Source organism: Pseudaminobacter soli (ex Li et al. 2025), assembly GCF_003012705.1.
In the GTDB taxonomy this organism is placed as follows: Bacteria; Pseudomonadota; Alphaproteobacteria; order Rhizobiales; family Rhizobiaceae; genus Pseudaminobacter; species Pseudaminobacter soli.
Genome location: NZ_PXYL01000020.1, coordinates 52,910 through 76,923, shown reverse-complemented (window position 1 = coordinate 76,923; position 24,014 = coordinate 52,910). Strand labels below are relative to the sequence as shown.

Genomic DNA, 24,014 nt, shown 5'->3' with positions numbered 1-24,014 from the left:
TTAGCCATCCGCAGCACGGTGTTTTATACGGCCTCATCGGTGGGTTTCGAGAACTGTGGAGCGACCGAAACTCTGTCTGCCTCCTGAGTATCCTGCCCAATCACTGAGTCTTTGATGAGATTTCCCACCACGCAAGAGACACGATCTGGCCAGTCTCCAGCACTGTAGCCGAAATCGTTAGCAAAGCGCTCTGAATTCAGCTCGGAATTCGCCGGTCTCAAGGCCTTGGCCACCCACTGATCACTGACTATCGGCTCGACCTCGGCGATCGGGCCTCCCATCGCCTTGCTAACCTCAAGAACTTGCCTTGCCACTTCGTACCAGCTCGCCCTGCCTTGCCCGGCCAAGTGATAGAGACCTTGCGGAAAGCCTTGATGGTCGCGCCAGAAGCGCGCTGCCGCCAGCAAACCGTCAGCTAGATCGTGCGCTTCAGTGGGGTTCCCGAACTGGTCCACGACCACCTGAAGCCGCTTGCGCTTTTGCGCCGCGGACAAAATCGTCTTGACGAAATTTCGACCATATCGACTGAAGACCCAGGCCGTCCGAACAGCCAGATGATCTGGGTTCTCCGAACGGACCGCCTGTTCGCCCGCAAGCTTGCTGCGCCCGTAGACCGTTTGTGGATTGGGTCCATCCGACTCGACATACGGTTCACTAGATTTGCCATCGAACACGTAGTCTGTCGAAACTTGGATGATGGGAATAGCCGCCAATCGCGTCAGTCGGGCCAATTCGGCCGGCGCTTCGGCGTTTATCCTGAACGCTCGTTGAGGTTCATCTTCCTGCTGATCAACTCCGGTATGCGCGGCTGCATTGATAACCATATGAGGCGCGACGGACTTCAATATCGGGGCGAACGTCAGAGGGTTCTCAAGATCAAGTTCCGGCCGGCCGGCGAGCACGAGTTCGATACCACCGCCTTGCGCCCGGGCCGCGAGTGACCGAGCCAACTGCCCATTCATTCCGGTGACGAGGATTTTCATCCGACACTCAGCAGTCCGAGACGGGTCCCGTCGAATAGCTGCTCACGGATCGGTTTCCACCACCAGCCATTGTCCAGAAACCAGTCGACCGTACGGGCGAGCCCCGTTTCAAAGGTTTCATGCGGACACCATCCCAGTTCGCGCTCACTCTTTGCGGGATCGATGGCATAACGCCGGTCATGCCCCGGTCGGTCAGCGACGAATGTTATGAGATCCGTATATGAACCTCCCCCCTTGCGGGGTCGCTTTGCGTCGAGCAGGGCGCAAATGGTTCGGACCACCTCGAGATTGGTACGTTCCGCCCGACCGCCGATATTGTAGCTTTCACCTTCACGCCCCTTGCTCATCACCGCTTCAAGCGCACGGGCGTGGTCTTCAACGTACAGCCAATCACGCACATTGGCGCCCCGGCCATACACGGGCAGAGGACGCTCATCGAGAGCGCTCGTGATGATGAGCGGGATCAGCTTTTCCGGAAAATGAAACGGGCCATAGTTGTTCGAGCAGTTCGAGATGACGACCGGCAGCCGATAGGTTTCGTGCCAGGCGCGCACAAAATGGTCCGACGCCGCCTTCGAGGCAGAATAGGGCGAGGACGGCTTGTAAGGGGTTTCCTCGGTAAAGACACCGGAGTCGAACGGCAGGTCCCCGAATACTTCGTCTGTGGAAACATGGTGGAAGCGGAAGCCCATGCGTGCGTCATCACCAAGATTACGCCAATGATCGACCGCGGCGGCAAGCAGACTTACCGTTCCCACGACATTGGTGTTCACGAAAGCCATCGGCCCGTCGATGGACCTGTCGACATGGCTTTCAGCCGCCAGATGCATGATCCGATCGACCCTTTCGGCAACCAATATCCGTCTCACAGACTTGGTGTCGCAAATATCTGCGCGGTGAAAGACATAGTTCGGATGACCCTCGATGTCGCGAAGCGATGCCAGGCTGCCGGCATAGGTCAGCTTGTCGAGATTGACGACGCGATAGCGTTCGGTGTGGATCAGATGGCGGCAGACGGCAGAGCCGATAAAACCCGCACCACCAGTAACGAGGACTGTCGTCAACGTGTGCTTCACCGGTAGTTAAATCCGGTTTCTAGATCAGCCAGAAACGGCGCGGCTTCGTCCTTGGGAGACAGAACCATGTCGGTCGCCGGGACCGGCCAGTCTATCGCGATATCGGGATCATCAGATCGTATGGACCTCTCATGAGGTGCCGAATAAGGAGCCGAGACTTTGTAGACAACCTCGGTATCGGGCTCGAGCGTGACAAAGCCGTGCGCAAAGCCCTTGGGCACGAGGATCTGATTCCATTGCCGAGCTGAAAGCGTGACGGCTGTCCATTTGCCAAATGTCGGCGAGCCTCGACGAATATCGACTGCGACATCGAACACGGAGCCACGCAGAACGCGCACGAGTTTGTCCTGCGCAAACGGTGGCATCTGAAAATGCAGGCCGCGCATGACGCCCCGCATGCGCGAAAACGAGTGATTGTCCTGCACGAAATCGACTGAGATGCCGGCTTTTGCAAGTTTTGCAGCATTCCAGGTTTCCGAGAAGAAACCTCGTGCATCAACGAACTTTGGCGGACGAATCTCAAAAACACCGTCCAGGCCAAGGCTTAGCACATCAACCATGGGCAAGCTCCCGAACCCGGCGCTCAAGGTAGCGTGCATAGTCGGTCTTGCCCAAGGAGGCCGCCCTGGCCAGCACTTCAGCTTCGCTCAACCAACCCAATTCGAAGCCAATCTCTTCGGGGCACATGATCTTGATGCCTTGACGAAGCTCTATCGTACGAACAAACGATGACGCATCGTGCAAGCTGTCGTGCGTCCCCGTGTCCAGCCAGGCGTAGCCGCGGCCAAGCCGCATGACATGCAGCTTGCCCTGATCGAGATAGGCTCTGTTGACATCTGTGATCTCGCGTTCACCTCTTGCCGAAGGCCTGACCGACTGAGCAATCTCAACTACCGAGTTGTCGTAGAAATAGAGCCCGGTGACGGCCCAGTTGGAACGTGGTTGAGCCGGCTTTTCTTCGATGGAGAGCGCCCGCTGGGTCTCACGGTCGAAATACACCACGCCATAGCGCTGCGGATCCTCGACCTGATAGGCGAAGACGGAGGCCCCGCTGGTACGGCTCACAGCAGCCCGACAGTGCTGTGAAAGGCCATCGCCATAAAAGATATTGTCGCCCAGTATGAGCGCCACCGGATCGTTGCCGATAAATTCGCTTCCGATGATGAAGGCTTCGGCCAATCCGTTCGGTGTGGGCTGCTCAGCATAAGACAACGAAATGCCAAAGGCGGAACCATCGCCCAAAAGGCGCTGAAACTGCGGCAAATCCTGCGGCGTCGAGATAACAAGTATCTCCCGTACACCCGCCAGCATCAAAACGCCCAGCGGGTAGTAGATCATCGGTTTGTCGTAGATTGGCAGTATCTGCTTCGATACCGCGAGTGTAACTGGGTAAAGCCTTGTCCCACTACCGCCCGCCAGAATTATACCCTTCACAGAAGGCTCCTTCCGATAATTGCTTCCTGCTTGGCCAATCATCTGCCTAAACTCTGCTTTCGGACCGCGTTCTTCGAGGTGGCACGGACGCTGAGCGAGCCGCTGCCACAGGGTCGGAATCTTACGCGCGCATCCTCGATTCTCTGACAGACGCCCCCGCCGGCTGCTGCTCATGGAATTCCGTCTGGCTCGTTCCGGCGATGCGTGCATCGAGTTCCTGCAGACGCCGAGCAGGCCCGGCATTGCCCGCCTGAAGGGCTATGACCTCGACAAGCATGTCGCGCGCGGTCTCTAACTCGCCATCGCGGATGTGGCGGTTTGCCCGGTGGTAGAGGAAGTTGGCTCGCTGCACGGACGAAAACCCGTTGCCGAGGCGCGTGTGGAGCCGGTCGGCCCAGACCGGATGGCGAGCGATCGCGGTGAGTGCAACTTGGTAGGGCCGCATGGAGGCTCCAACCCGGACAGCGCGGGCGAGCGCGTGCAGGCCAGATAAGTCGTCTGCGCGGCAGGCCTCGATAAGCGCCAGCCCGCGCGCTGTTCCGGCGAAGGCCCGAACAGTGCCGTGACCAGTCATGTGCACCGGGACGAGCCGTGTCCCCTCTTGCAACGCAGCGATCCGCTCCGCGTGCTCACGATCGACGGCATGGAACGGATCATGGAAGACATAGGCGCGGCCGGCCGCATGCACTGGCGCGATCTCCATGTCTTCATGAAGTGAGGGCGCGAAGTGGCTCGTGAAGCGGCCGTCGAAGGCGACCGTCCTGGGATCGATGGAAATCTGCGGACAGAAGGCGATTGCGACATCGGCATCAAGGAGCCGGCGATAGCGGAGCGCCGCGTAGCCGCCCTGGGAGTGGCCGTAAAGGATGCGTTCGGATGCATGCCTCAGGATCGGCGCTGCCGCGACGCTGGCCTTCGCCATGCTCGCCGCCGGGAACCAGTTGGGGCGCCGGCTAATGAAACCGAGAGCGGTGATGTCAGCCTTCTCGCAAAACCGCTGCCCCCAGAAGCGGCTGCCATTTGCCTGCATCTCCATTTCGTTGAAGGTTGCGAGAACATAGGTCGATGATCCCAACCTATGAAATACCTCTAGATTTTCATCGGAATAGATTAGCAAGTCCAACTCCCGATTTTTGGAAATACTCTGGCAATAGGGATTGCCGCTTCACTATATTTTCCGTCTGCAGGTAGCGCGCGCAGCTCACGGCAGTACTGTCCGCGTCTCCTGGGCTCCGGCCGGCGCGACGGCGAGCGCTCCGGCAGGACTTAGCCGGCCGCAACGCCATAGGCTGTATGACTGCTCGGTGTCCCAATCGTAGTAGAATGCTGCCGTCAGTCGCCGTTCATCCGTCAGTTGCTGGAAGACTGCGCGCACGGCTCGTACTGCGTCTTCTCGCTTCCGGTCGTCGACGGGGCAGTCGCGCACCGTATTCGCTATCCCCCATTCCGTCACCCAGCAGGGCCGGCCAGCATTGTCAGTCCGGCAGAAGTCGAGGATATGCCTCACCCGCTCGGAGAGAGCGGGCGCTGCTTTCTGTCCCGGATAGACGTGGATGCCATAGGCATCGACTAAGCTGTCGATGCCCCGCTTGCGCAGCAGGGCAATGACCTCGTGCGGATCGAGCCGCTCCATGCCTCTCCCGTCAGCCCAGTCGGCCCTGAGGTCGGAAAGGCCGGCAGAGACGATGGCGGCGTCGCTGCTGTGAACGGTAGCCCGCACTTCCTCGCGCGTGATCTTCAAGGCCTCCACATATTTGTCGAGGCCCTGCTCGAAAGCCGCCCTGCCCGCCAGCTCGGCGATGCTGCGTGGGGTCCGTTCGCCGGGCTGACGATAGACAAGGAGGTCGCCATTGTAGGCGCTGAAATTGATCTCGTTTCCGGGCTCGATCGCCTCCAGACGAATGCCCAGGGCATCGATGCGGCGGAGAGCGTCGCGCAATCCCATGCGGTACCGGTCGAGATCGAGTTCCGAGAGCCGGTGGACATCCCAGATCCGTCCGAAGCCGGTACGGGGACGAGCCGTCCCGGGAAAGTAGCTCTTATTCGTCAACTGGATCTCAAGAAGGATACGGATGCCGAGCTGGCTTGCGATCTCGAGGCCTTCGATGCTCTTGTCTATCGGCCGCGACAGCGAAAGACGGGCGTGCGTGACTCCGTTCGTGGCCATCTCCCCGAGCACCCTCTCCTGGTCGCGTCGCGACAACCAGGCGAGGTTTAGGCGATTGACCCCGATGCGCGTGGTCGGCGTCTCGCCGGCATGTGCAACCGGCAGCGAGACGATGCCCCAGACAGCCAGCAACATGCCAAGCAAAGGCCCGACTAGCCTTGTCCTCCTGACATTGAAACTAGAGGCCCACATGGCTGAGTGCGCTGCGGAAGTTGGTTTCGCAGGCCGAGTACCGGTCGATAACGGCCTGCGTATCGATCTTGGAAAGGAAGTTGGCGAGATAAGCCTTCTTGTCCACCTCACGGTTCCACGTCGCCGCCTCGATGTAGGGGAATCCGACAAACTCCAACATTTCCCGCATGCGATCATCTACGGCGATCATGAGTGCCGGCACGCCGGCCTGCATGCCGATGATGCAGCCATGGAACCGTCGGCCGAAGCAAAATTCGCGGGCTGCGATCCAGTTCCGCCACTGGTTCGTGTCGAAGAAGACCATGAGTTCATGGTCCCTCTGCCACTTCTCGGAATGCTTGTAGGAAGTTGCCCCAGTGATGCGGCCGCTTGCCTTGTCATAGGCAGGCGCGTCATCGTCGACGGGCAAGGACAGATTGTAGGCGACCAGTTCGTCCTGCACCACATAGCTTGCCACGCTTGTAGGCTTCAGCAGCGCATGGGCGTCAACGATCGTATCGGCCACGCTCCCGAGGTACCCGCCGAAAGCAATCTTCTGTGCATGCGCCAGTTCGGGGTTGGCGAGGGCAGCGAGAGAACGCTCCATCCCCGCCGGCGAGAAATAGAGCGACGGACAGCCCGTCGGCCGCACGAACTTCATGCCCTGTTCCCTCAGGAACTCGGCAGTGAAATAGCCGCGAGTGAGGAAGAAGCTTTCCTTGTGTTTGAGGACATCGAGGAATTTGAGGGTGCCGGAGGGGAGCTTCTCCTTGAGACCTTCCTTTCGCTGGATGCCGATGCCCATGACCACGACGGGCATCTTCAGCTTTCCGAACACTTCTGCTTCCAGATCGGCGGAGTAGCCTGGCCGCAGAAGATTGGCCGAGGCGAAGACGCAAATGTCGAACTCCTGGTTTAGGCGCTCATAGACGTCTTCCGACTTGCAACTGCGGGCAAGGTGCCAGAACGGGACATAGGTGACATCATGCGCCTTAAGGCAATAGGCCGCGCCCTCTCCAATCAGGTAGTTGCCCGTATTGGCTATCTTCCTGACTTGTTCAATCAACTCCGACTTGGTCCTGATCTCGTCGAAATAAGGCCTGTGGCGAACCTCCGCCCCCGACACGCTCGCCACGGTTCGCTGCAGATATGACGGGATGCCTGTAAGCAGGATGCGCATGTTAATTTCCTGATGAATTGTGCCTGAGACCTGGTCGCGCGCTACTGCCCAATGCCGATTTCGCGCAGTGCCGACCGGAAGTTCCGCTCCCGATCCGAGTAGCGGTCGACCAGTTCGGACGCATTGAGGCCGGCCAGATGATCCGCAACGAACTCGGCCCGGTTTTCGGCCTTGTCGATATCCGCCGCATCGACGGCCGGTAGGCCGGTGAAGCCCAGCATCTCGCGCATGCGATCGTCCACCGCGACCATGAGACTTGGCACCGCCGCCTGCATCGCAATGATCGAGCCGTGGAAACGCCGGCCGAAATTGAAGTCCATTGACGAGGCCCAGGCGCGCCATTGGTTCGTGTCGAAGAACGTGCGCACATCGAACGGCTTCTTGAGCCTGTCGGTGCCCGGATAAGCGAGATCGCCGATCGTCTTCCCGGAGGCCGAGTCGTAGACGCGTCCCTCGGCATTTGGCTCCACCTTCATGTCGAAGTGCAGGAACTCGTCCTGGACGACATATTGCGGAACCGAATCCTGCGGCTCCAGCGCGTTGGCGTCGACGATCGCATCGTGGTTGGCGCCGAGGTAGCCGGAGAAGATGGTCCGCGCCTTGCCAATTTGCACGCCGGGGAGCTTTCTCAGCGACCGGCGCATGTTGTCCGGCATGAAATAGACGGATGGACAGCCGGTCGGCCGGACGTTGGAGAAGCCCTGGTCCTTCAGGAAGCCGGCAGTTTCAAGACCGCGCGTCAGGAAATAGTGCTCCCGGTCCTTCAGCACGCTCAGGAGCTGCTTCGTACCCTCTGGCAGCGCATTTTCGAGATCCTTCCGGTTCTGCTGGCCGATGCCCAGCATCACGATCGGCATCTTGAGCTTGCTCAGCACTTCAGCTTCCGCATCGGCGGAGAGCCCCTTGCGCAACAGGTTTGCGCAGGTGAAGACGCAGATGTCGAAATTGGAGTTGAACTGCTCGAATCCATCCCCGTTGCGGCTGCAATTGTAGAGATGCCAGAACGGCACCTGCTTCGCATGCGGTGCGAGCGCACGCAAAGCCCCTTCGCCGATCAGATAGTTGCCGGTATTGCTGATATTTCGCAGTTCCTGCAGGAACTCGTCTTTCGTCTCGGGTTGTTTCTGCCGTTCCGAATAGGAGACGGCGAATCCGTCGGCGCCGTTTGCAAGGCGCGAATAGTGGCCAGGAATGCCCGTCACAAGAATCCTTGGACGCATACAACTAAACCTTTCTGCTTGATAGAACTGGTGGAAGCCCTTCAGCCCACCGTCGTGACCTCTACGTCGGACGCCACGCGCCGGCGCATGACCGAGGCACGCGACAGCGATGAATTACTCACCGCGCCGTCGCACCAGCCAAGGAATTCCGAGAATGAGCTTGTCCACGACCGGCGCGCCGCCGAATTGACGCAGCCTTCCATGAGCGGAGCGAGCTTGCGGCGATCGCGGGCGACCTCTTCGATGACCCCGGCCATCTGCCGCACTACCTGGGAGTCGACATCGGCCTCAATGAGGATGCCGTCTTCGCCATGGGTGATGAGTTCGCCTACCGCGCCAACCCCGGTTGCGATGGGAACGCAGCCAAGCTGCTGAGCTTCTGCGATCATCAATGGAGCGCCTTCCCAACGCGAGGGCATGACGAGAACATCCGCCCAGCCCAGCGCCCTGATCAGCTCCTTGCTGGCGAAGACCGGAGGATGCACGTCGACGCCGAGGTCCTTCAGCTGCTCCGTCCAGGAAACGGTGGAATCGGCGAGAATCTCGCCTCCGATCGCCCGCATGTCGACGGGGACGTGTGCGGCATGCAGCTCGGCGATCGTCGCGGCAAGGCGGTCGATCCCCTTCTGCTGGTCGAACCGTCCCATATAGAGCAGTCGCAGCCGTTCATCCTTCCGCTCCAACCTCCTTGTTGACAGCACATCGGCAAGCGCCTTGGGGGGCACCGTAAAGCTCGCGCCATTGGGCACGGCGAAGACCTTCTCGAGGGGAACACCGAAACTGCGCAGGTAGATCTTGAGCTGCTCCGAGCAAGTCAGGAACGCGTCGTAGCAATGCTCATGGGCGATGGCCGCGAACGGTTGGCCAGCCGGCCGTTTGAAAGAGGTGTTGTCGACGACGTGAAGATAGCAGGCCGTGCGCGTTCCCTCCGAGCGCAACCGCGCAACCAGCGGATGGACCGACATCACGTGGTTGTTGATGATGAGGTCGAATCCCGAGAGCTGTCCTTTCAGCGCGCTCCATTCGACCTCGTGGTGCTCGGCTATGAAGTCCTGGCCGAGGAACTGGCCCGAGCCTCCCCAGGCCGGAATGCCCTCGCTCCAGAAATGGATATGATCAAAGCTCGCGTCGAACTCGTCGATGACGTCCATACGCTGTGTGCCGAGTACGAAGAGGTGGGTCTCGAACCCGGCCCTTTTCAGCTCGCGCGCGGCCGCATAGACCACTTTTTCGGCACCGCCGAATGAAGCATTGGGCACGAGCAGCGCAGCCGTGCGCTTGCCGTCGCTGTGGCCAAGCGGCAGGACGGGCGAGCCGCCGATTTCCTTCCGCAGCGACTTGTAAAGTTCCGCGAAAGGCACAAGCCGCGCCGGCCGCCACGTCCAGCGCCCGCCCGCAGTCCGACGCAGCGGGCTCGTGGCAATGGCGTTGATACAGTTTATCATCACCTGCTGGGGCGTGATCAGCGACCGCCGCGGCAGGCTCCTCGGGAATGGGAATCGCACCTTCAGGATGGCCGAAGTGGGCCAAATCTGCTCATGGCCGATCGAGGCGAACCAGTCCAGCGCATTGTTCTGGATCACGTCGCGAACAAGCGCCGTCGGAATGAAGATGAGGTCCGCGGACGCGGCCAGCGATGCACCCGACTCCAACACCACCGGTTCGATCTTGCGCTGCGTCGCATCGTTACCGAGCTGGACGAAGACGATATTCGCCCTCTCACTCAGGCGCTCCAGATGGCAAAGCACGTTGGGCAGCATGCGCGACCGTCGCAAAAGGTCGAGCGTCGCGCCGCTGCCTGCCATGAGGAAAGGCGGGAAGTGAACATTGTCCGGCTCGCCGATGCTCGCCCAGAAATCCGGTATGATGTCGTCGAGGCGAAGCATCATCGGCGGCTTGGTGGGATCGGTGAAGAACGAGATGGCGGCATCTTCGGTCCGCGCGAAGAGATAGCGCGGGCACTCCTCGTGCTCGAACTCGACAAGCATCGGACGCTGGAACAACGCCTTGTGACGCTTCCTGAGGAAGCTGACGGAAGTGGCACGTTCGCGGTTGGCTTCCTTGAAGCGGCTTTCCGCCCGCAGCCGATATTCGAAGGTGGTGTCGTGCGACGGGAGGCCGACGAAGCCGTGCTCGATGCAGGAAAGCCAGAACTCCCAGTCCTCGAAGCCGTTCTGTCGGTCGTCATTGAAGCGCACGCCCGCGCGGAAGACGTCGATGGAGATCATCGAGCCGGTGTCGCAGATATTGTCGGTGATGCAGTGGACAAGCCGCGAATAGCGGTTGCCATAGTGCGCACGCCAGTTCACCGAGAAGGTGTCGATATTGGTATAGACCCAACCGCAGCCGCTCGAGATAAGCTGCTGGTACAGGGTTTCGATGGTGCCCGGCAGGACCCTGTTGTCGGCATCGAGCAGATAGAGCGCCCTGGCCTCCGGCAGGTTTTCGAGCACGTAGTCGATTGCGCGATTGCGCGCGCCGCCCGGCCCGGCATTCGGGCCGAACACCACATGTATTTCGGGGTGGCTGGCGGCATAAAGCAGTAGCAGGTCGAAAGCCTCGTGCCGCGGGTCTCCGTCAACGGAGACGACAATGGCAATCCTACAGTTGGATACCGTCGAAGCAAGCACGGATTCCAGCGCTTCGAGGGCCAACGCCGCATGGCCGTAAAGCGGCATCGCCACCGCAATCAGATCGTCTTTACTGGCGGACATTGACCGCCTCCCCCGACTGCTTGACCAGCCGGAAGCCCGACACCTTGAGCCAGGAGAAATCGACTGAATCGGTGACGGCACGGCTCAGGATCATAAGATCCATATGCGCGCGCACCGGCTCGTCCATATGGATATTGATGTTGATCGCTTGATCCGGGCCGACCTCGCGCCAGCCGCTGAAGAAGGCCGACGCTTTTGCCGTGCCCTTGCGCACCAGCTCCGCCACCTCGGACCGTGCGTTGGAGTTTGCCGGGGCGAGCAGGAAACTGACGGCCGCCGGAGCCCCCTTCGGATGGTCGATCACGGCGCTCGCCGAGAACGAAATGGTTCCGGGCTCGACTGCACGGCTGACGGCGCCGGCAGAAATTCCGCTCTGCATTGGATGACACACCACCGCGTGCTCGTGCTCGAGGAAGCGAACGGTCTGGAATTCGGGCACGACCGGCGTGACCGAAACATCTACGATTCGGCTCAGCAGGTCCGGCGCCAGCCGGTAGTCTTCGATGAACTGGCCGTCGAGGAGGTCGGTGGGCGCGATCATGTTGGGCATTCGTGTTGGCCGGACGCCGGGCAGCCCCGTGAACACGCGGAATGCCAGTGGCCTGCGATCCAGGTCAGGATGCGAGACATCCGACTGCGCCGTGTAGCGCTCACTGGCAATCGGGAAGCCGAGCGATAGCCCCACCGCCTCTGGCCCCGTGGTCGACACCCGCAGCCGCAACGTCTTCGCCCCACATCCGCACGCCCGCGGCAGCGAGAAGAAATTCCAGTTCGCCACGAGCTTTGAAGCGGGAACGCTCCATTCGGCCACGCCTTCGCGGCTCTCGACGTAGCTCAGCGTGACAACCAGCTCGGCGCCGTCCTTCGGCACCGAATTGAGATGGAGGGCGATGCCGGCCACGCCCCGGCTGGAGACCGGCAGAAGCTGCTCGACATGGGCACTCGACAGCAACTGGCCGATGCCTTCGTCCTTTGGGTCGACATAGGGATCGTGCCCGAACACTTCCGTCACTGGCTCCCAGTTGTGCACCTGAAATGCATCTTCGAGCGCGCGGTAGCTTTCGAACAGCACTTCGCGGTCCCGGCGAAGCATTGCGAGTTCCGAGGTCATCGAGGCGGCGAACCGTGACAGCCGCCCCAGGCCGCCCTCGGCCAGCGTGCGAATAAGCGCGCACATCTCGGCCCCGTTTCGCACATCGAGCCGCTGGATGGAGACTTCCGGAACCGTGGCAAGACGCCGGAGCGAGACTAAAGCACCCCTCAGGTCAGCTTCGGCTTCCTCGGAAAAGGCGACGGCAATGAGAGGAAAGGTGTTCTTCAGGGTCGGTTGCGAACGTGTGCCGCCATTAAGGTAGACGACAAGATGATCTATTCCGGCCTTTTCAACATTGACCCGGTCGAGATCTGACGCGGCAATCAGCTTTATACTTGTCGTCGACTGCTTCCCGCCAGAAGACATCAACATTTGCACGCAAAATCCTCAATAATAGCATTGCACATTGAAACGATTGACTGGCAATCGATCTCAAGAACGCCTTGGCATTCAATCGAATAGACACCTATCAATAAATATTTCTTCAGACAACAACAAAAATACGGGAGTAAATCCCGCAAACTATACTTAAAAACTTGAAGTAATATTCGCGCAAACTGCGTATGCTCGGCGGCAGTTCAATCCGCCCGCATCATTCTTCCGATCAGAGCAGTCTGGCTTGCGATGCACTCGTCCTGCCGGAAGCGCTGCTCGATCGTTCGGCGCGCGGCGTTCCGCAGCTCGGCGAAGCTGTCCGGGCTTTTCAACGCCTCCAGGATGGATTCGGCGAGAGCATCCGTGTCGAAGAACGGCACCAGGATGCCGTTGTGCCCCGAGGAGATGACCTCCTGGACGGGCGCAGTGTCGGACGCGATGACGAGAGCGCCGCAGGCCATCGCCTCCAGGACCGACCAGGAAAGGACGAAGGGGTAGGTCAGATAGACGTGAGCCGCGGAAATCTGAAAAAGCTGACGCAAGACCGGGTGCGGGATCACGCCGGGGAAAAGCACTCTGTCTATTGGGAGATCCAGCGATGCGAGAAGGTGCTCCTTCCACGCTCCCCCGCCAGGTGGCGGCGTTCCATAGCTCACGCCGTCGCCGCCAACAAAGATGAACAAGGCATCGGGATGTTTCCTGACGACCTTGGACACCGCCTCCAGTGCCTGCGGGAAGCCGCGATAGGGCTCCAGGTCGCGTGCGACGAATGTGACAATGGGCGGACTGCCGGCCTTGAGCACGCGCCCGTCCGGAAGCTTCAAGCAAGCCGCCGGATCTGGGCGGAAGCGCCGCGTGTCCACCCCCTCATGGCACACAGTGATGCGCGCTCGCGCATCGGCCGGATAAACACTCCTCTGCCACTGGGTTGGACTTAAGCCGCCCTCCAGCGCGTCCAGCGAAATGAGCTGGGCCATGTTGCGAAGCCTGAGCCGTTTGCGCGTCTCCAGATCGGGCTGATCATCAGGGGCAAATCCGACATCCGCCCCCTCGGCCCGATAGAAGAATTCGCAATAGCCGAGTGCAGGCACACGCGGCAGCACGTCCTTCACGAACATCATGCTGCCCCAGCCGATGTGCCCGATGACGATGTCCGGGCTTTGGCCCTGGCGCACCATCGCGTCGAAGGTCTCGGCGACACGGTGCCCGATCCGAACATGGTGATCGGGTATGCCGAGATGGCGGGCCATCAGCGGATGCGCCCGCGGACCCGCCTCCGACCGATGCCGTACGACACGAACCGACGGGATCCGCTGGTCCACCGCTTCGGCGACAAGGCTCACCTCGTTCCCCGCCTTCGCCAGATGTGCGGCGAGGGCGGCGAATTGGCCGAAGCCGCGCCGGTGCACGAATGCTACATGCATGCCTGGCTAGCTCCGCAGCCCCGAGCTGTCCTTCAGGCGCACCTCAGGCACCGAAGCGCGCAGCATTGGCCCACATCAACTCGAGGCGGTGCAGCGCCTGGAAGGCGACCGCCAGATCCTGCAAGTCCTGCTCGACACAAAAGGTGCGCTCGAAGGCCTTCGCCGCTTCCTTCAGGTCGGCACAGAGCTGCCTGCCCTTCTCCGTCAGCCTGATTCGGGCCGAGCGCTTGTCGCGCTGGGAGGTGACACGAGCGATGTAGTCGCCTTCGGTCAGCTGCTTCAGATAGTACGAGATGTTCGAGCCTACATAGTTGCCGCGATCGAGCAGTTCGCCGACCGAGAGCTCAGTATCGCCGATGGCCAACAGAACCATCACCTGGGCAGGTCCGATGTCGTCGACGCCCAACCGCGTAAGCTCCGCGCTTATCAGGCCCGAGAAGCGCCGGCTGGACCGATCTAGCAGACGAGCCAGGTCGAAACATGAGGCCTGCGGAGCGTCGCTGTGCTGGTCACGGCGCGGCTCGTCAGGGACGACGCGCAGTCTATCGCCCCCATTCCGTAGTAAAACTGCATCTTCCAAACCCATGGACGGGTGGAGAAGTCCTTCAGTCATCCCTCTCTCCTTTCTTGATAATTTACTTCAAAACTTGAAGTAAACTTAAACAACACCCCACCCAAAGACCCCGCTCTTGTTTGTGCCATCATTGTTGTGTCACACTGACGACAGAGATATTGCAATACATTCTGCATGCGACGCAGATAACACCTTCAAATCATTAAACACGGTAGCCCCAGGCCAAATCGCCCATGCTTGATACTGTTCGAAAAAACCCAGTTGGCAAGGGCCAAAATGGGTCGGTTGTGGCCCAAAATGGGACGCTCAATCCGAGGTTGCTGGTTTTGCAGGCGAGGCGTGTGTTTGCCGTGACGCTCCTATATGCAGCCTTGCTGAGTGCCTGCATCAACTTGCTGCAGCTGACGATGCCCCTGTTCATGCTGCAGGTACACGAACGGGTACTGAACAGCCAGAGCATCGATTCCCTCGTCATGCTGGCGGTCCTGGCGGTCGGCGCCCTGATGGTCAGCGGCGTGCTTGACTTCATCCGTGCCCTTTCGTTCCAGGCGATGGCCAGCGCCGTGACGCGGTGGCTGAACCTGCCGCTCCTGACGGCCGCCGTTCAGGCCTCCGTCAACCAGGGGGTTTCCCGCGCAACGCAGTCCCTTAGGGACCTGTCGGACCTGCGCGGCTTCCTCACCTCGCCGGCCGTCAGCGCTCCCCTCGATGCCGCCTGGTCGCCGATCTTTCTGGGCGCCCTGTTTCTGCTGCATCCCTTATTCGGCGTGGTTGGCACGATTTCGGTGGCACTGCTGCTGTGCTGCGGTGTGGTTACAGACCTGCTCACGCGTCAACTCGTGAAAGAGGCAAGCCAAGCCAACATCGAATCAGTGTCGAAAATTGCCGCATCACTTCGCCACGCGGAGGCGATCGAGGCGATGGGCATGTTACCGGCGCTGGCGCGGCGATGGCGCGGCGCCCAGATGCATTCGCTGGAAGCGCTTGAAAGTGGCGGAAGCAGGAGCAAGGCGATGTCATCAATCACCCGCGTGCTCCGCTACATCATCCAGACCGTGACGCTCGCAACGGGCGCACTGCTCGTGCTGGAACAGGAAGTCAGCCCCGGCGCCATGATGGCCTCAAGCATCCTTGTCGGCCGGCTGCTCGTGCCCTTCGATTCCATTATCGAGAACTGGCGGCAATGGGTCCTGGCAATCGCCGGCTGGCGTCGGCTCGAGACGGCCCTGAACGAGGACCTGGCGGTGCGCCAGGCCATGCCGACGCCGCATTCACACGGCGACCTCGTCGTCGACAAGCTGGTATACGCGGCGCCGGGCATGGACGTGCCGATCATCAAGGGCATTTCCTTTTCCCTTTCCCCCGGCGAGGTGCTGGGGTTGGTCGGCCCCTCCGCGGCGGGTAAATCGACGGTGGCGCGGCTGCTCGTCGGCGTCATCAAGCCCACTTCCGGCGGCATCTTCCTGGACGGTAACAATGTCTATCTCTGGGAGCGCGGCTCCTTCGGCCGCATAGCCGGCTATCTTCCGCAATCGGTTTCGCTGCTTGAAGGGACGATCCGGGACAACATCTCGCGCATGGAAGACGGCGACCCGCACAGGGTGCTCGAGGCCGCTCGGCTGGCGGATGTCCACGACATGATCGGCCGCCTCCCCCTGGGCTACGACACGCCGGTCGGCGACGGCCACCTGACGCTTTCGGGCGGACAGAGGCAGCGCATCGCACTTGCCCGCTGCCTCTACGACCGCCCCCGCTTGATCGTGCTGGATGAGCCGAACGCCAATCTCGATGCCATCGGCGAGCGCGCGCTCGTCCGCGCGATCGAAAAGGCCCGTGACGACGGCGCCATTGTCGTGATGATCGCCCACAGGCCGACAATCATGGAGGTCGCGGACAAACTGCTGGTCCTGGAAAACGGGCGCATCACCCAGTTCGGAGAGCGCACGGATGTGGTTGCTTCGATGACGTCCGCTCAATCTTCGCGCGAGGTTGTGGCATCATGATGCGCAAGTCGATGCAGTTGGCACGGACCGAGGTTCAGCCTGTCCGCAGGCCCGATGTTCCGGAACACCACCCGCGGACGCCGCTACTTGTAACCGCCATGGAGCTGGAGATGGCCGAGGGCAGAGGCCGTTCGCCGCTCCGGCGCCTTGTTGTCGCAGGGTTCACGACAATCTTGGTGTCGTTCGGCGGATTTCTCAGCTGGGCGTATTTTACCGACCTCAGCAGCGCCTCGGTAGCCGGCGGTACGGTCATCGTCGATTCGAAGCGCAAGACGGTCAGTCATTTCGAGGGCGGCGTCCTAAGCCGCGTCGTGGTGCAGGAGGGCGATCAGGTCGCTGCCGGACAGCTTCTGGTAAAGCTCGAGGACACGCGGGCCCGCGCCGATCTCCAAGGTCTGGAGAGCCGGCGAATCGGCCTGATTGCCAAGCTGGCGCGGCTAAGGGCGGAGCAGGCCGGCGCCGAGGCGATAAACTTTCCCGACGAATTTGGCGGCGGTGGCGACGCTGCAATCTCTGACGCCATGGTGGCTGAACGCGCGTACTTCCAAAAGCGCCGCGAGTCCAAGGACGGGCGCAGCGGCGTCCAGCTGACGACTATCGAGGAATTTGCCGAGCGGTCGAAGTTCCTGACCATCCAGCTCGAAGCCGTCGACCGGCAGATCAATCTCATCAATGAACAGAGAACTGCCATCGCAACCTTGGTGGGTAAAGGCTTCGCCCAGCGCTCCAAGCTCATAGAGATCGAAGCAAGACTCAGCGAACTCGCAGCCTCGCGCGGCGAACTTGCCGGTCAAAGAGCGCAAGCGGTGAAAGCCAAGGCCGGCGCCGAACTCACGCTGACGGGAATTGAACGCGACTTTCAGTCGGACATCGCCGGCGAAATCACCACAGCCCGCCTTGAGCTCGCAGATGTCGAGGAGAAGATCGTCGCCGCGAAGGACGTATTGCGCCGCCTTGAGATCCGCTCTCCCCAGGCTGGCATCGTCACCAATATCCGTGTGCGCACGCCGGGAAGTGCTGTGACCCCCGGCGAGGCGCTGCTCGATATCGTACCGGAAAGCGAACCGCTCCTCATCGAGATGCATGTCAGCACGCGCGATATCGCCAGCATCGCGGTCGGCTCGCAGGCGCAGATCCGGCTGACGGCATACAACCAGCGCTCGCACCTGCCCGTGGCAGGTAAGGTTACCTATGTAGCCGCCGACCAGTCGGTCGATGAAAAGTCGAATGCGGCCTATTTCGTCGCGCGAGCGCAAGTTGACCCTGACTCGCTGGCCGCGAATCCGGACATGCGCCTCTATCCCGGCATGCCGGCGGAAGTGCTAATCGTGCACAAGCCGCGCCGAGCGATCGACTACCTGGTATCTCCTGTCGCCGACAGCTTCAATCGCGCGTTCAGGGAAGACTAGCCTCAACACGCCGCGAGCTCGGCTTGCGGGTATCGGCCCCAAATTTCCCAAAGCCTATGAGCCCTCTGCCGGCCCGGCACGCGGGCCGGTGACGCGTGGCTCATTAAACGGACGTGCCTGGATTTTAGTTCAAATTTTGAAGCAATTTATGCTCAATCCACAATTATACTCTTTATATTCTTTCGATACTTTCTTGTTGAATTGTGTTGAATTACTTACGGACGGAAATATTTTATCAAAAAAGAATATTTTATGCTTTGGATCCTGTTGCACTTCTCTCCTTTGCACTACACAATGGCTTCAGCGTAATCCTCGGCTCCCACCGACGATGCACGCATTCAAACGGCAAAGAGGAGAAGCAGATGGCCACGTTGGAAGGCGGCGCATATGACGACGTCCTGTTTGGCACCCGCTTTGACGACATCATTCGCGGCCTTGGCGGCGATGATTTCATCAAGGGCGGCGACGGGGATGACACAATCTTTGGGGACGACGGCGATGACGTGCTGTTCGGCGACGATGGAAACGACATTCTGTTCGGCGGGAACGGCAACGACATCCTCCATGGCGGGAACGGCAACGACATCCTGATCGGCGGTCCTGGCGACGACGTGCTGTTCGGTGACGATGGCGACGACATCCTGATGGGCGGCGACGGAAACGACATACTGATGGGCGGCAGGGGTAACGACTTCCTGTTCGGCGGCGACGGAAACGACATCCTCAATGGGGGAGCAGGCGACGACATCCTGGTCGGCGGCAAGGGCGCTGACCTATTCGTCTTCGAGAGCGGCGGCGGCAACGACGTCATCCTCGATTTCACGCCTGGCGAGGACATGCTGCAGATCCAGAAGAACATCAACGGTCTCGATGTTACCTCCCCAGAGGACCTGGCATCGCGCATCATCAAGGTCGGCGGCAATGTCGTGATCGACCTAGGTCATGGCGACACCCTGACGTTGATGAACGTCGACGCCAAAGACATGCAGGCTCACCCGGACCACTATTTCACGATCCATTGAGCCTGACGCGGCGCGCCCTGTCCCCCATCTCCCGCAGGGCGCGTCGTATCCCTTCCACCCAATCCAAAGGACCAACGCGTGACGTCCGACCGTTCGAAGGTCGCCGGCGGCGGTTCCAGCTTTGCGCAGGCCTTCCAGCTTTGCTCGGAGGTGGCTGTCGTGCTCTGGAACATCCCCGCGCAGCTACCAGCCTTAGGCAAATTTACACTGGCCATGCAATCGCAGCCGGTCCCGCTTGTCAGCATGACACTGCCGCGGGCCGATGGCGGGCAGTGCGTGCTGTGGGCAATGAAGCCGGGAAGTGAAGCGGAAGACGCGAAGATTACCGCTGCGGACGGAACCCGGCTGCAGGCAGTCGCGCTGCAACCGGCCGCACGGCTGCCGCTCCTCGACGTGGAGTTCCTGTTGGGCAACCTCTCGCCCGAGGGCCGCGTCAAGTTCCTGAACAATCTCCTGACCGTATGGCGCAGCGTGTTCCGGCTGTCCCGCGACGAGCTTTTCAGCAGTGTCGTCGAGGATGCAGTCTTCACCCTGGTGCCGGTGCCCCGGCTTGCCCATTCCCTCTGCCAGATCGCTCCCGGGCGCTACCTCGTTGAGACCGACATCAGCCCTGTGTTGGGCGAGATCAGCGCCATCTATGCTATCGGCCCCAGTTCCGTTCTGCCGCTGCCGTCGCAATTTGTCGTCGGCAACAGTTCGGAGCGGGGCTGGCAGTCCTGCCATTTCATTCTCGGCTCGTCGCAGCCTGCTCGGCCGCTTCACATCATGTTCGTGGGCAAAGGCGGCGTCGCGGTCCGGAACCTGCCGAACTGTAATCCGCGCTATCCAGGCCTTCAGAAATGGTGGGCGGAGCAGCGCGGCGAGGCGGGACTGCGCGAGTTCGTCGTGCGGCAACTGTCAAACCTGCCCGGCGGCGGCTCGGCCGCTGCAATCAATCTCCAACTGCGGGCTCCGCTTCCGGCCCGGCAGGTCGCGCGCTCGCAGACGCATGCCGCAGTCGATATCGCCCTCTCGTTGCGGAGCGGACTGCTCGCCGGTGGCTGGACCAAGGATCCGACCTTCACCATTGCAGGCATCGACTATCTCAGGGAGGACGGCGCGGTCCTGCCCCTCGACGCCAATTGGCACGAGTTCCCGGCCTGGAACCGCGACGCGAAGACCAATGCAAAGACCGAAGTGACGGGCTTCATTGCCTGGCTTCCGGTGGACAAACCGCTTGGACCACTGCTCCAGCCTCGCTTCCAGTTGCGGCTCGCCTCAGGTGCAGTGAAACCGCTGGTACCGAAGCCGCAGCCCTTCGAGCCGGGAGCGCAGCGCAACTGTATCCTGCGCGCCGTTCCCCCGCAGCACGCCGTTGACGAAGCGTTCCGGACCATCCTCGCCCCGGCCCTCCAGTGTGTCGAACATGCGCTAGGCAAAACCATAGGGGTCGACCACACGAAGGACTATGGCCAGCCTCGACAGGCGCCGCTCGTCTCGGTCGTGGTGCCTCTCTACCGGGTCCTCGATTTCCTCCGCTTTCAACTGTCCGGCATGGCCACCGATCCCTGGCTGGCGGAGAATGCCGAACTCATCTTCGTTCTGGATTCCCCCGAGATCGAGGACGAGACGAAACACATGCTGGGCGGGCTGCACATCCTGCACGGCCTGCCGATGAAGCTCGTCGTGATGAACCGCAATGGCGGCTATGCTCGGGCCTGCAACGCGGGCGCGCGTTTTGCCCGCGGCACGGTTCTCGTGATGCTGAACTCCGACGTCGTGCCGCGCGAACCGGGCTGGCTCCAGTTGCTGGCGCGACCCCTTCTCGAACAAAAGAAACTCGGCGCCATCGGTCCGAAGCTGATCTTCGAGGACGGCTCGCTGCAGCATGCCGGGCTCTATTTCGGACGCGACCAGCGGGGCATCTGGCTCAATCACCACTTCTATAAGGGGATGCCTGGACGCTATCCGGCAGCACAGGTCGCCCGCAACGTTCCTGGCGTCACGGGCGCATGCCTTGTGACGCGCAGGGAGACTTATGAGCGGGTCGGCGGATATACAGAGGACTATGTCATCGGCGACTACGAAGACAGCGACCTCTGCCTCAAGATCCGGAGACTAGGTCTGCAGATCGCCTATGAACCGGCCGCCTGCCTCTATCATTTCGAGCGCCGATCGATCCGCCGCAGCCAGGACTACATGCGCGGCGTTGCCAGCCAATACAATGCCTGGCTGCACACCCAGCGCTGGGAGGACGACATCGCCGCACTGATGCCTGTCTATTCCGACAGCGCAACCGGGACGGGCGCCTCGAGGGAAATCGAAGTGACGAAAAGGAACGCCGCATGAGCGAAGCGGTTCTCCGCCATGAAATCGGACCGGCAGCGACGGTTCAGGAGGATCGCGTCAGCTGGCTGATGAAGACGGTCCGGCGCAACCGCTTTCTGCCGCGACCAGATGCGGGCAGAGTGTTCGTCGGCGACGGAGATTTCCGGGCCGTCGGCGCGGAGTTTCTGGGCCATTTCATCCGCCTAGGCGGCCTGCGGCCGGAACACCGCGTGCTCGACATCGGCTGCGGCATTGGCCGCATGGCCGTTCCGCTCACCCAGTATCTTGATGTGGAGAAGGGACGCTACAGCGGGCTCGATCCGGTCGAGGGCGGCATCGCCTGGTGCCGGCGTTTCATAACCCCGTTTTATCCCAACTTTACGTTCCAGCGCCTCGACATTGCGCACAAGCTCTACAACCCCCAAGGCAAGATCAGCGGGGAGGCGCTGAAACTCCCCTACGCGGAGCGGCAGTTCGATTTCGTGATCATGACGTCGGTCGTCACGCACCTGCCGCCCGACGAGGTTCTCGTTCACCTGAGCGAGGTCGCCAGGCTGCTCAAACCGGGAGGGCGCTTGTTCATGACCGCGTTCGTGGTCGACGGCATCGCGGCTGCGAACGCATCCGGCAGGCGCGATCCCAGACTTGGCTTCGTGCGCGATGGCAACGGGCCCTGCTGGTTTGTTCCCGACACGCCACCGCTCGCGGCAGTCGGGTTCGACGACGATTTCCTTGACCATGCCCTGGAAAAGGCCGGGCTTGCGATCATTACCAAATCGCTGGGCCATTGGCGCGGCCAGGACGCGGATCACTACCAGGACTTCTATGTGGCCGAATCCCGGGGAGCCCAGCTGTAAGCATGCGCATCCTTGTAGCGGCGCACAATCATCCGGCCCTCCATCCTGGCGGCACCGAGATCTTCGCGCATGACCTTTTCCGCGCCTACAAGCGCGCCGGCCACGAGGCGCTCTTCCTTGGTGCGACGAATCAGGTCCATCGCGAAGTCAGGCCTGGCACGAGCTTCCAGGGGATCGGCGATGCGGCAGACGAAGTGCTACTGTGGTCTGGCCACTTCGACCGCTTCTACATGAGCCAGATCGACCTCTACGGGGTCGTTCCGGATCTGGTGGAGTTGCTGTCCGATTTCCGGCCGGACGTTGTGCATATTCATCACCTGCTCCTTATCGGTGCGGAGTTCCCCCATATCGTCCGGCGAACGCTGCCGGATTGCCGCATCGTCATGACGCTCCATGATTACTATCCGATCTGCCACCATGACGGCCTGATGGTCCGCACTAGCGGCAAGGAGCTCTGCCACGCTGCAAGCCCAGACCGCTGCCACGCCTGCTTCAAGGATATCCCCCTTGACCGCTTTGCGCTGCGCGAGCGCCACCTGAAGGCCCTGCTGAACACGGTCGACCACTTCGTCGCGCCGAGCCGTTTCCTGCGGCAGCGCTTTGTCGAGTGGGAGCTCGCCGAGGATGCCATAAGCGTGATCCCCAATGGCCTTCCACTACGGCCCACGCCCGCGGCCAAGTCAAGCGGCGCCGGACGTCCGACGGTGTTTGGGTATTTCGGAAATCTCAATCCCTGGAAGGGGGCGACGATACTACTCGAGGCCGCGCGGCAGCTCATCACCGAGGGGTTCGAGTTCGAACTGCGCGTCCACGGCGGCACCCCATTTCAAAGCGAAGCCTTTGTCGCGGAAATCGACCGCCTTTTCAGCGACACCGCGCCGACTGTGCAGAGGCGCGGACCGTATCGGCGCGAGGACGTCGCCGAGCTCGTTGCCGACGTCGACTGCACGATTGTGCCGTCGATCTGGTGGGAGAATGCACCGCTTGTCATCCAGGAGGCCCAGGCACAAGGGCGACCCGTCATCGCCAGCAACATCGGCGGCATGGCCGAATTGGTCGAGGACGAGGTCAATGGGCTGGGGATTTCGCCCAACGATCCGCGCGCACTCGCCTCGGCGATGCGCCGCATCGCTGAGGAGCCGGAACTGCAACGTCGGCTTTCCAGGAACGCACGCCGGCCCGACGACATCGACACGACCGCTCGGCGCTACCTCGAACTGATCGAGGCGATCGAGCCCGAACGTGTCAAAGCAGCATGAGGAACAGCTGAATGCCTGTTGGTGCGGAGAAACCAAGCGCAATGGCCGATCAGAACAACGCCAAGCCGGTAAATGGCCGCGTTGATGCCATTGACCAGGGCCGCGTCTTCGGCTGGGCCTTCGACCCCGCAGAGCCGCAAAGGCGGGTGGCGATCCGTGTAATCTTGGACGGCAAGACGATAGCCGAGGCGACTGCCGACCGCGATCGTCCCGATCTGCGGCGCAACGGCATCGGCGATGGCAAGCACGCCTTCGAGATCGCGCTGCCAGAACCAGCGGCCTCGCGCGCTTCCGATCTCGTCGTGATGGCGGTGAACGGGCCGGACAATGAGCAGGCGCTACGCGTCCCCCTCCCCAATGAGCAGGCCGCTGAAGCCTTGATCGCCGCGCCGCTCGCCAAGGTCCTCGACAGGCTGGATGTTCTGATGGCAGCCCAGCGGCAGCTGCAGATCTCTCAGCGCTCCGTCATGCGCACGCAGCAGATCGACGACACCGGCGAGGCCGAGACGGTTGGCCTCATCGACATCAGTACCGACGTTGCCAGCCTCCGCATCGAAATCACGCAGCGGCTAAGCGATCTCGACGTCCATCTAATGCGGCTCGACGGCGTGGTTGCGGGGATGGAAAAGACCTTGAGCGGACTGCAGAAGCGCTCCAACGGCGATTTGAAGCCGTTGTTGCTGTTGCTTTTCGTCCTGGTGGGTTTTGCGGCGGGTGCTGCCATGACGCTCTTTGCCAGGATCTGA

General features: G+C 61.2%; 19 protein-coding genes. 7 read left to right on the top strand and 12 right to left on the bottom strand.

The window, feature by feature from the left end; translation table 11 throughout:
- Positions 1–23: 23 nt before the first annotated feature.
- The 12 genes from rfbD to C7I85_RS25605 all read right to left on the bottom strand — a co-directional run bounded on the left by rfbD (position 24) and on the right by C7I85_RS25605 (position 14,450).
- Positions 24–983 carry a dTDP-4-dehydrorhamnose reductase gene (rfbD, locus tag C7I85_RS25660; RefSeq protein WP_106726839.1) on the bottom strand — a complete coding sequence of 320 codons (960 nt, stop codon included), beginning with the start codon at positions 981–983 and terminating at the stop codon, positions 24–26.
- On the bottom strand, positions 980–2,047 hold the full coding sequence (gene rfbB, locus C7I85_RS25655) for a dTDP-glucose 4,6-dehydratase (protein WP_106726838.1): 1,068 nt from the start codon (positions 2,045–2,047) through the stop codon (positions 980–982). The genes rfbD and rfbB overlap by 4 nt, the downstream gene beginning before the upstream one ends.
- Positions 2,048–2,055: 8 nt before the next feature.
- Complete coding sequence (gene rfbC / locus C7I85_RS25650; protein WP_106726837.1) at positions 2,056–2,619, bottom strand: dTDP-4-dehydrorhamnose 3,5-epimerase; 564 nt, start codon at positions 2,617–2,619, stop codon at positions 2,056–2,058.
- Entirely contained in the window at positions 2,612–3,493 is an 882-nt protein-coding gene (rfbA, locus tag C7I85_RS25645) for a glucose-1-phosphate thymidylyltransferase RfbA (RefSeq protein WP_106726849.1), read from the bottom strand. Before rfbA ends, rfbC begins: the two co-directional genes overlap by 8 nt.
- 121 nt (positions 3,494–3,614) lie before the next feature.
- Entirely contained in the window at positions 3,615–4,610 is a 996-nt protein-coding gene (locus C7I85_RS25640) for a hypothetical protein (RefSeq protein WP_106726848.1), read from the bottom strand.
- Between the two features lie 84 nt (positions 4,611–4,694).
- The gene (locus C7I85_RS25635) at positions 4,695–5,795 is read right to left on the bottom strand and encodes a glycoside hydrolase (RefSeq protein ID WP_181257391.1); all 1,101 of its coding nucleotides are present in this window, start codon (positions 5,793–5,795) and stop codon (positions 4,695–4,697) included.
- Positions 5,796–5,838: 43 nt separating this feature from the next.
- Positions 5,839–7,011, bottom strand: a complete 1,173-nt coding sequence (locus C7I85_RS25630) for a polysaccharide pyruvyl transferase family protein (protein WP_106726835.1) — start codon at positions 7,009–7,011, stop codon at positions 5,839–5,841.
- Positions 7,012–7,052: 41 nt separating this feature from the next.
- The gene (locus tag C7I85_RS25625) at positions 7,053–8,231 is read right to left on the bottom strand and encodes a polysaccharide pyruvyl transferase family protein (RefSeq protein ID WP_106726834.1); all 1,179 of its coding nucleotides are present in this window, start codon (positions 8,229–8,231) and stop codon (positions 7,053–7,055) included.
- Positions 8,232–8,272: 41 nt separating this feature from the next.
- On the bottom strand, positions 8,273–10,945 hold the full coding sequence (locus C7I85_RS25620; RefSeq protein ID WP_106726833.1) for a glycosyltransferase: 2,673 nt from the start codon (positions 10,943–10,945) through the stop codon (positions 8,273–8,275).
- Positions 10,932–12,404, bottom strand: a complete 1,473-nt coding sequence (locus tag C7I85_RS25615) for a DUF6212 domain-containing protein (RefSeq protein WP_106726847.1) — start codon at positions 12,402–12,404, stop codon at positions 10,932–10,934. The genes C7I85_RS25620 and C7I85_RS25615 overlap by 14 nt, the downstream gene beginning before the upstream one ends.
- A gap of 212 nt (positions 12,405–12,616) precedes the next feature.
- Entirely contained in the window at positions 12,617–13,837 is a 1,221-nt protein-coding gene (locus C7I85_RS25610) for a glycosyltransferase family 4 protein (protein WP_106726832.1), read from the bottom strand.
- A gap of 43 nt (positions 13,838–13,880) precedes the next feature.
- On the bottom strand, positions 13,881–14,450 hold the full coding sequence (locus C7I85_RS25605; protein ID WP_181257389.1) for a winged helix DNA-binding protein: 570 nt from the start codon (positions 14,448–14,450) through the stop codon (positions 13,881–13,883).
- A 194-nt stretch (positions 14,451–14,644) separates the two neighbouring features.
- On the opposite strand from C7I85_RS25605, the gene C7I85_RS25600 reads away from it, so the two are divergent.
- The 7 genes from C7I85_RS25600 to C7I85_RS25570 all read left to right on the top strand — a co-directional run bounded on the left by C7I85_RS25600 (position 14,645) and on the right by C7I85_RS25570 (position 24,014).
- Positions 14,645–16,414, top strand: coding sequence for a type I secretion system permease/ATPase (locus C7I85_RS25600; protein WP_106726830.1), 1,770 nt, complete (start codon positions 14,645–14,647; stop codon positions 16,412–16,414).
- The gene (locus C7I85_RS25595; RefSeq protein WP_106726829.1) at positions 16,411–17,823 is read left to right on the top strand and encodes an HlyD family type I secretion periplasmic adaptor subunit; all 1,413 of its coding nucleotides are present in this window, start codon (positions 16,411–16,413) and stop codon (positions 17,821–17,823) included. The genes C7I85_RS25600 and C7I85_RS25595 overlap by 4 nt, the downstream gene beginning before the upstream one ends.
- A 362-nt stretch (positions 17,824–18,185) precedes the next feature.
- Positions 18,186–18,845 (top strand): calcium-binding protein, encoded by a 660-nt coding sequence (locus tag C7I85_RS25590; RefSeq protein WP_106726828.1) that lies wholly within the window; start codon positions 18,186–18,188, stop codon positions 18,843–18,845.
- A gap of 78 nt (positions 18,846–18,923) precedes the next feature.
- Complete coding sequence (locus C7I85_RS25585; RefSeq protein ID WP_106726827.1) at positions 18,924–21,173, top strand: glycosyltransferase family 2 protein; 2,250 nt, start codon at positions 18,924–18,926, stop codon at positions 21,171–21,173.
- On the top strand, positions 21,170–22,009 hold the full coding sequence (locus C7I85_RS25580; RefSeq protein ID WP_106726826.1) for a class I SAM-dependent methyltransferase: 840 nt from the start codon (positions 21,170–21,172) through the stop codon (positions 22,007–22,009). The genes C7I85_RS25585 and C7I85_RS25580 overlap by 4 nt, the downstream gene beginning before the upstream one ends.
- Positions 22,010–22,011: 2 nt before the next feature.
- Positions 22,012–23,268 carry a glycosyltransferase family 4 protein gene (locus tag C7I85_RS25575; RefSeq protein ID WP_106726825.1) on the top strand — a complete coding sequence of 419 codons (1,257 nt, stop codon included), beginning with the start codon at positions 22,012–22,014 and terminating at the stop codon, positions 23,266–23,268.
- A gap of 11 nt (positions 23,269–23,279) precedes the next feature.
- Positions 23,280–24,014: a hypothetical protein gene (locus C7I85_RS25570; RefSeq protein WP_106726824.1), complete on the top strand. Its 735-nt coding sequence runs from the start codon at positions 23,280–23,282 to the stop codon at positions 24,012–24,014.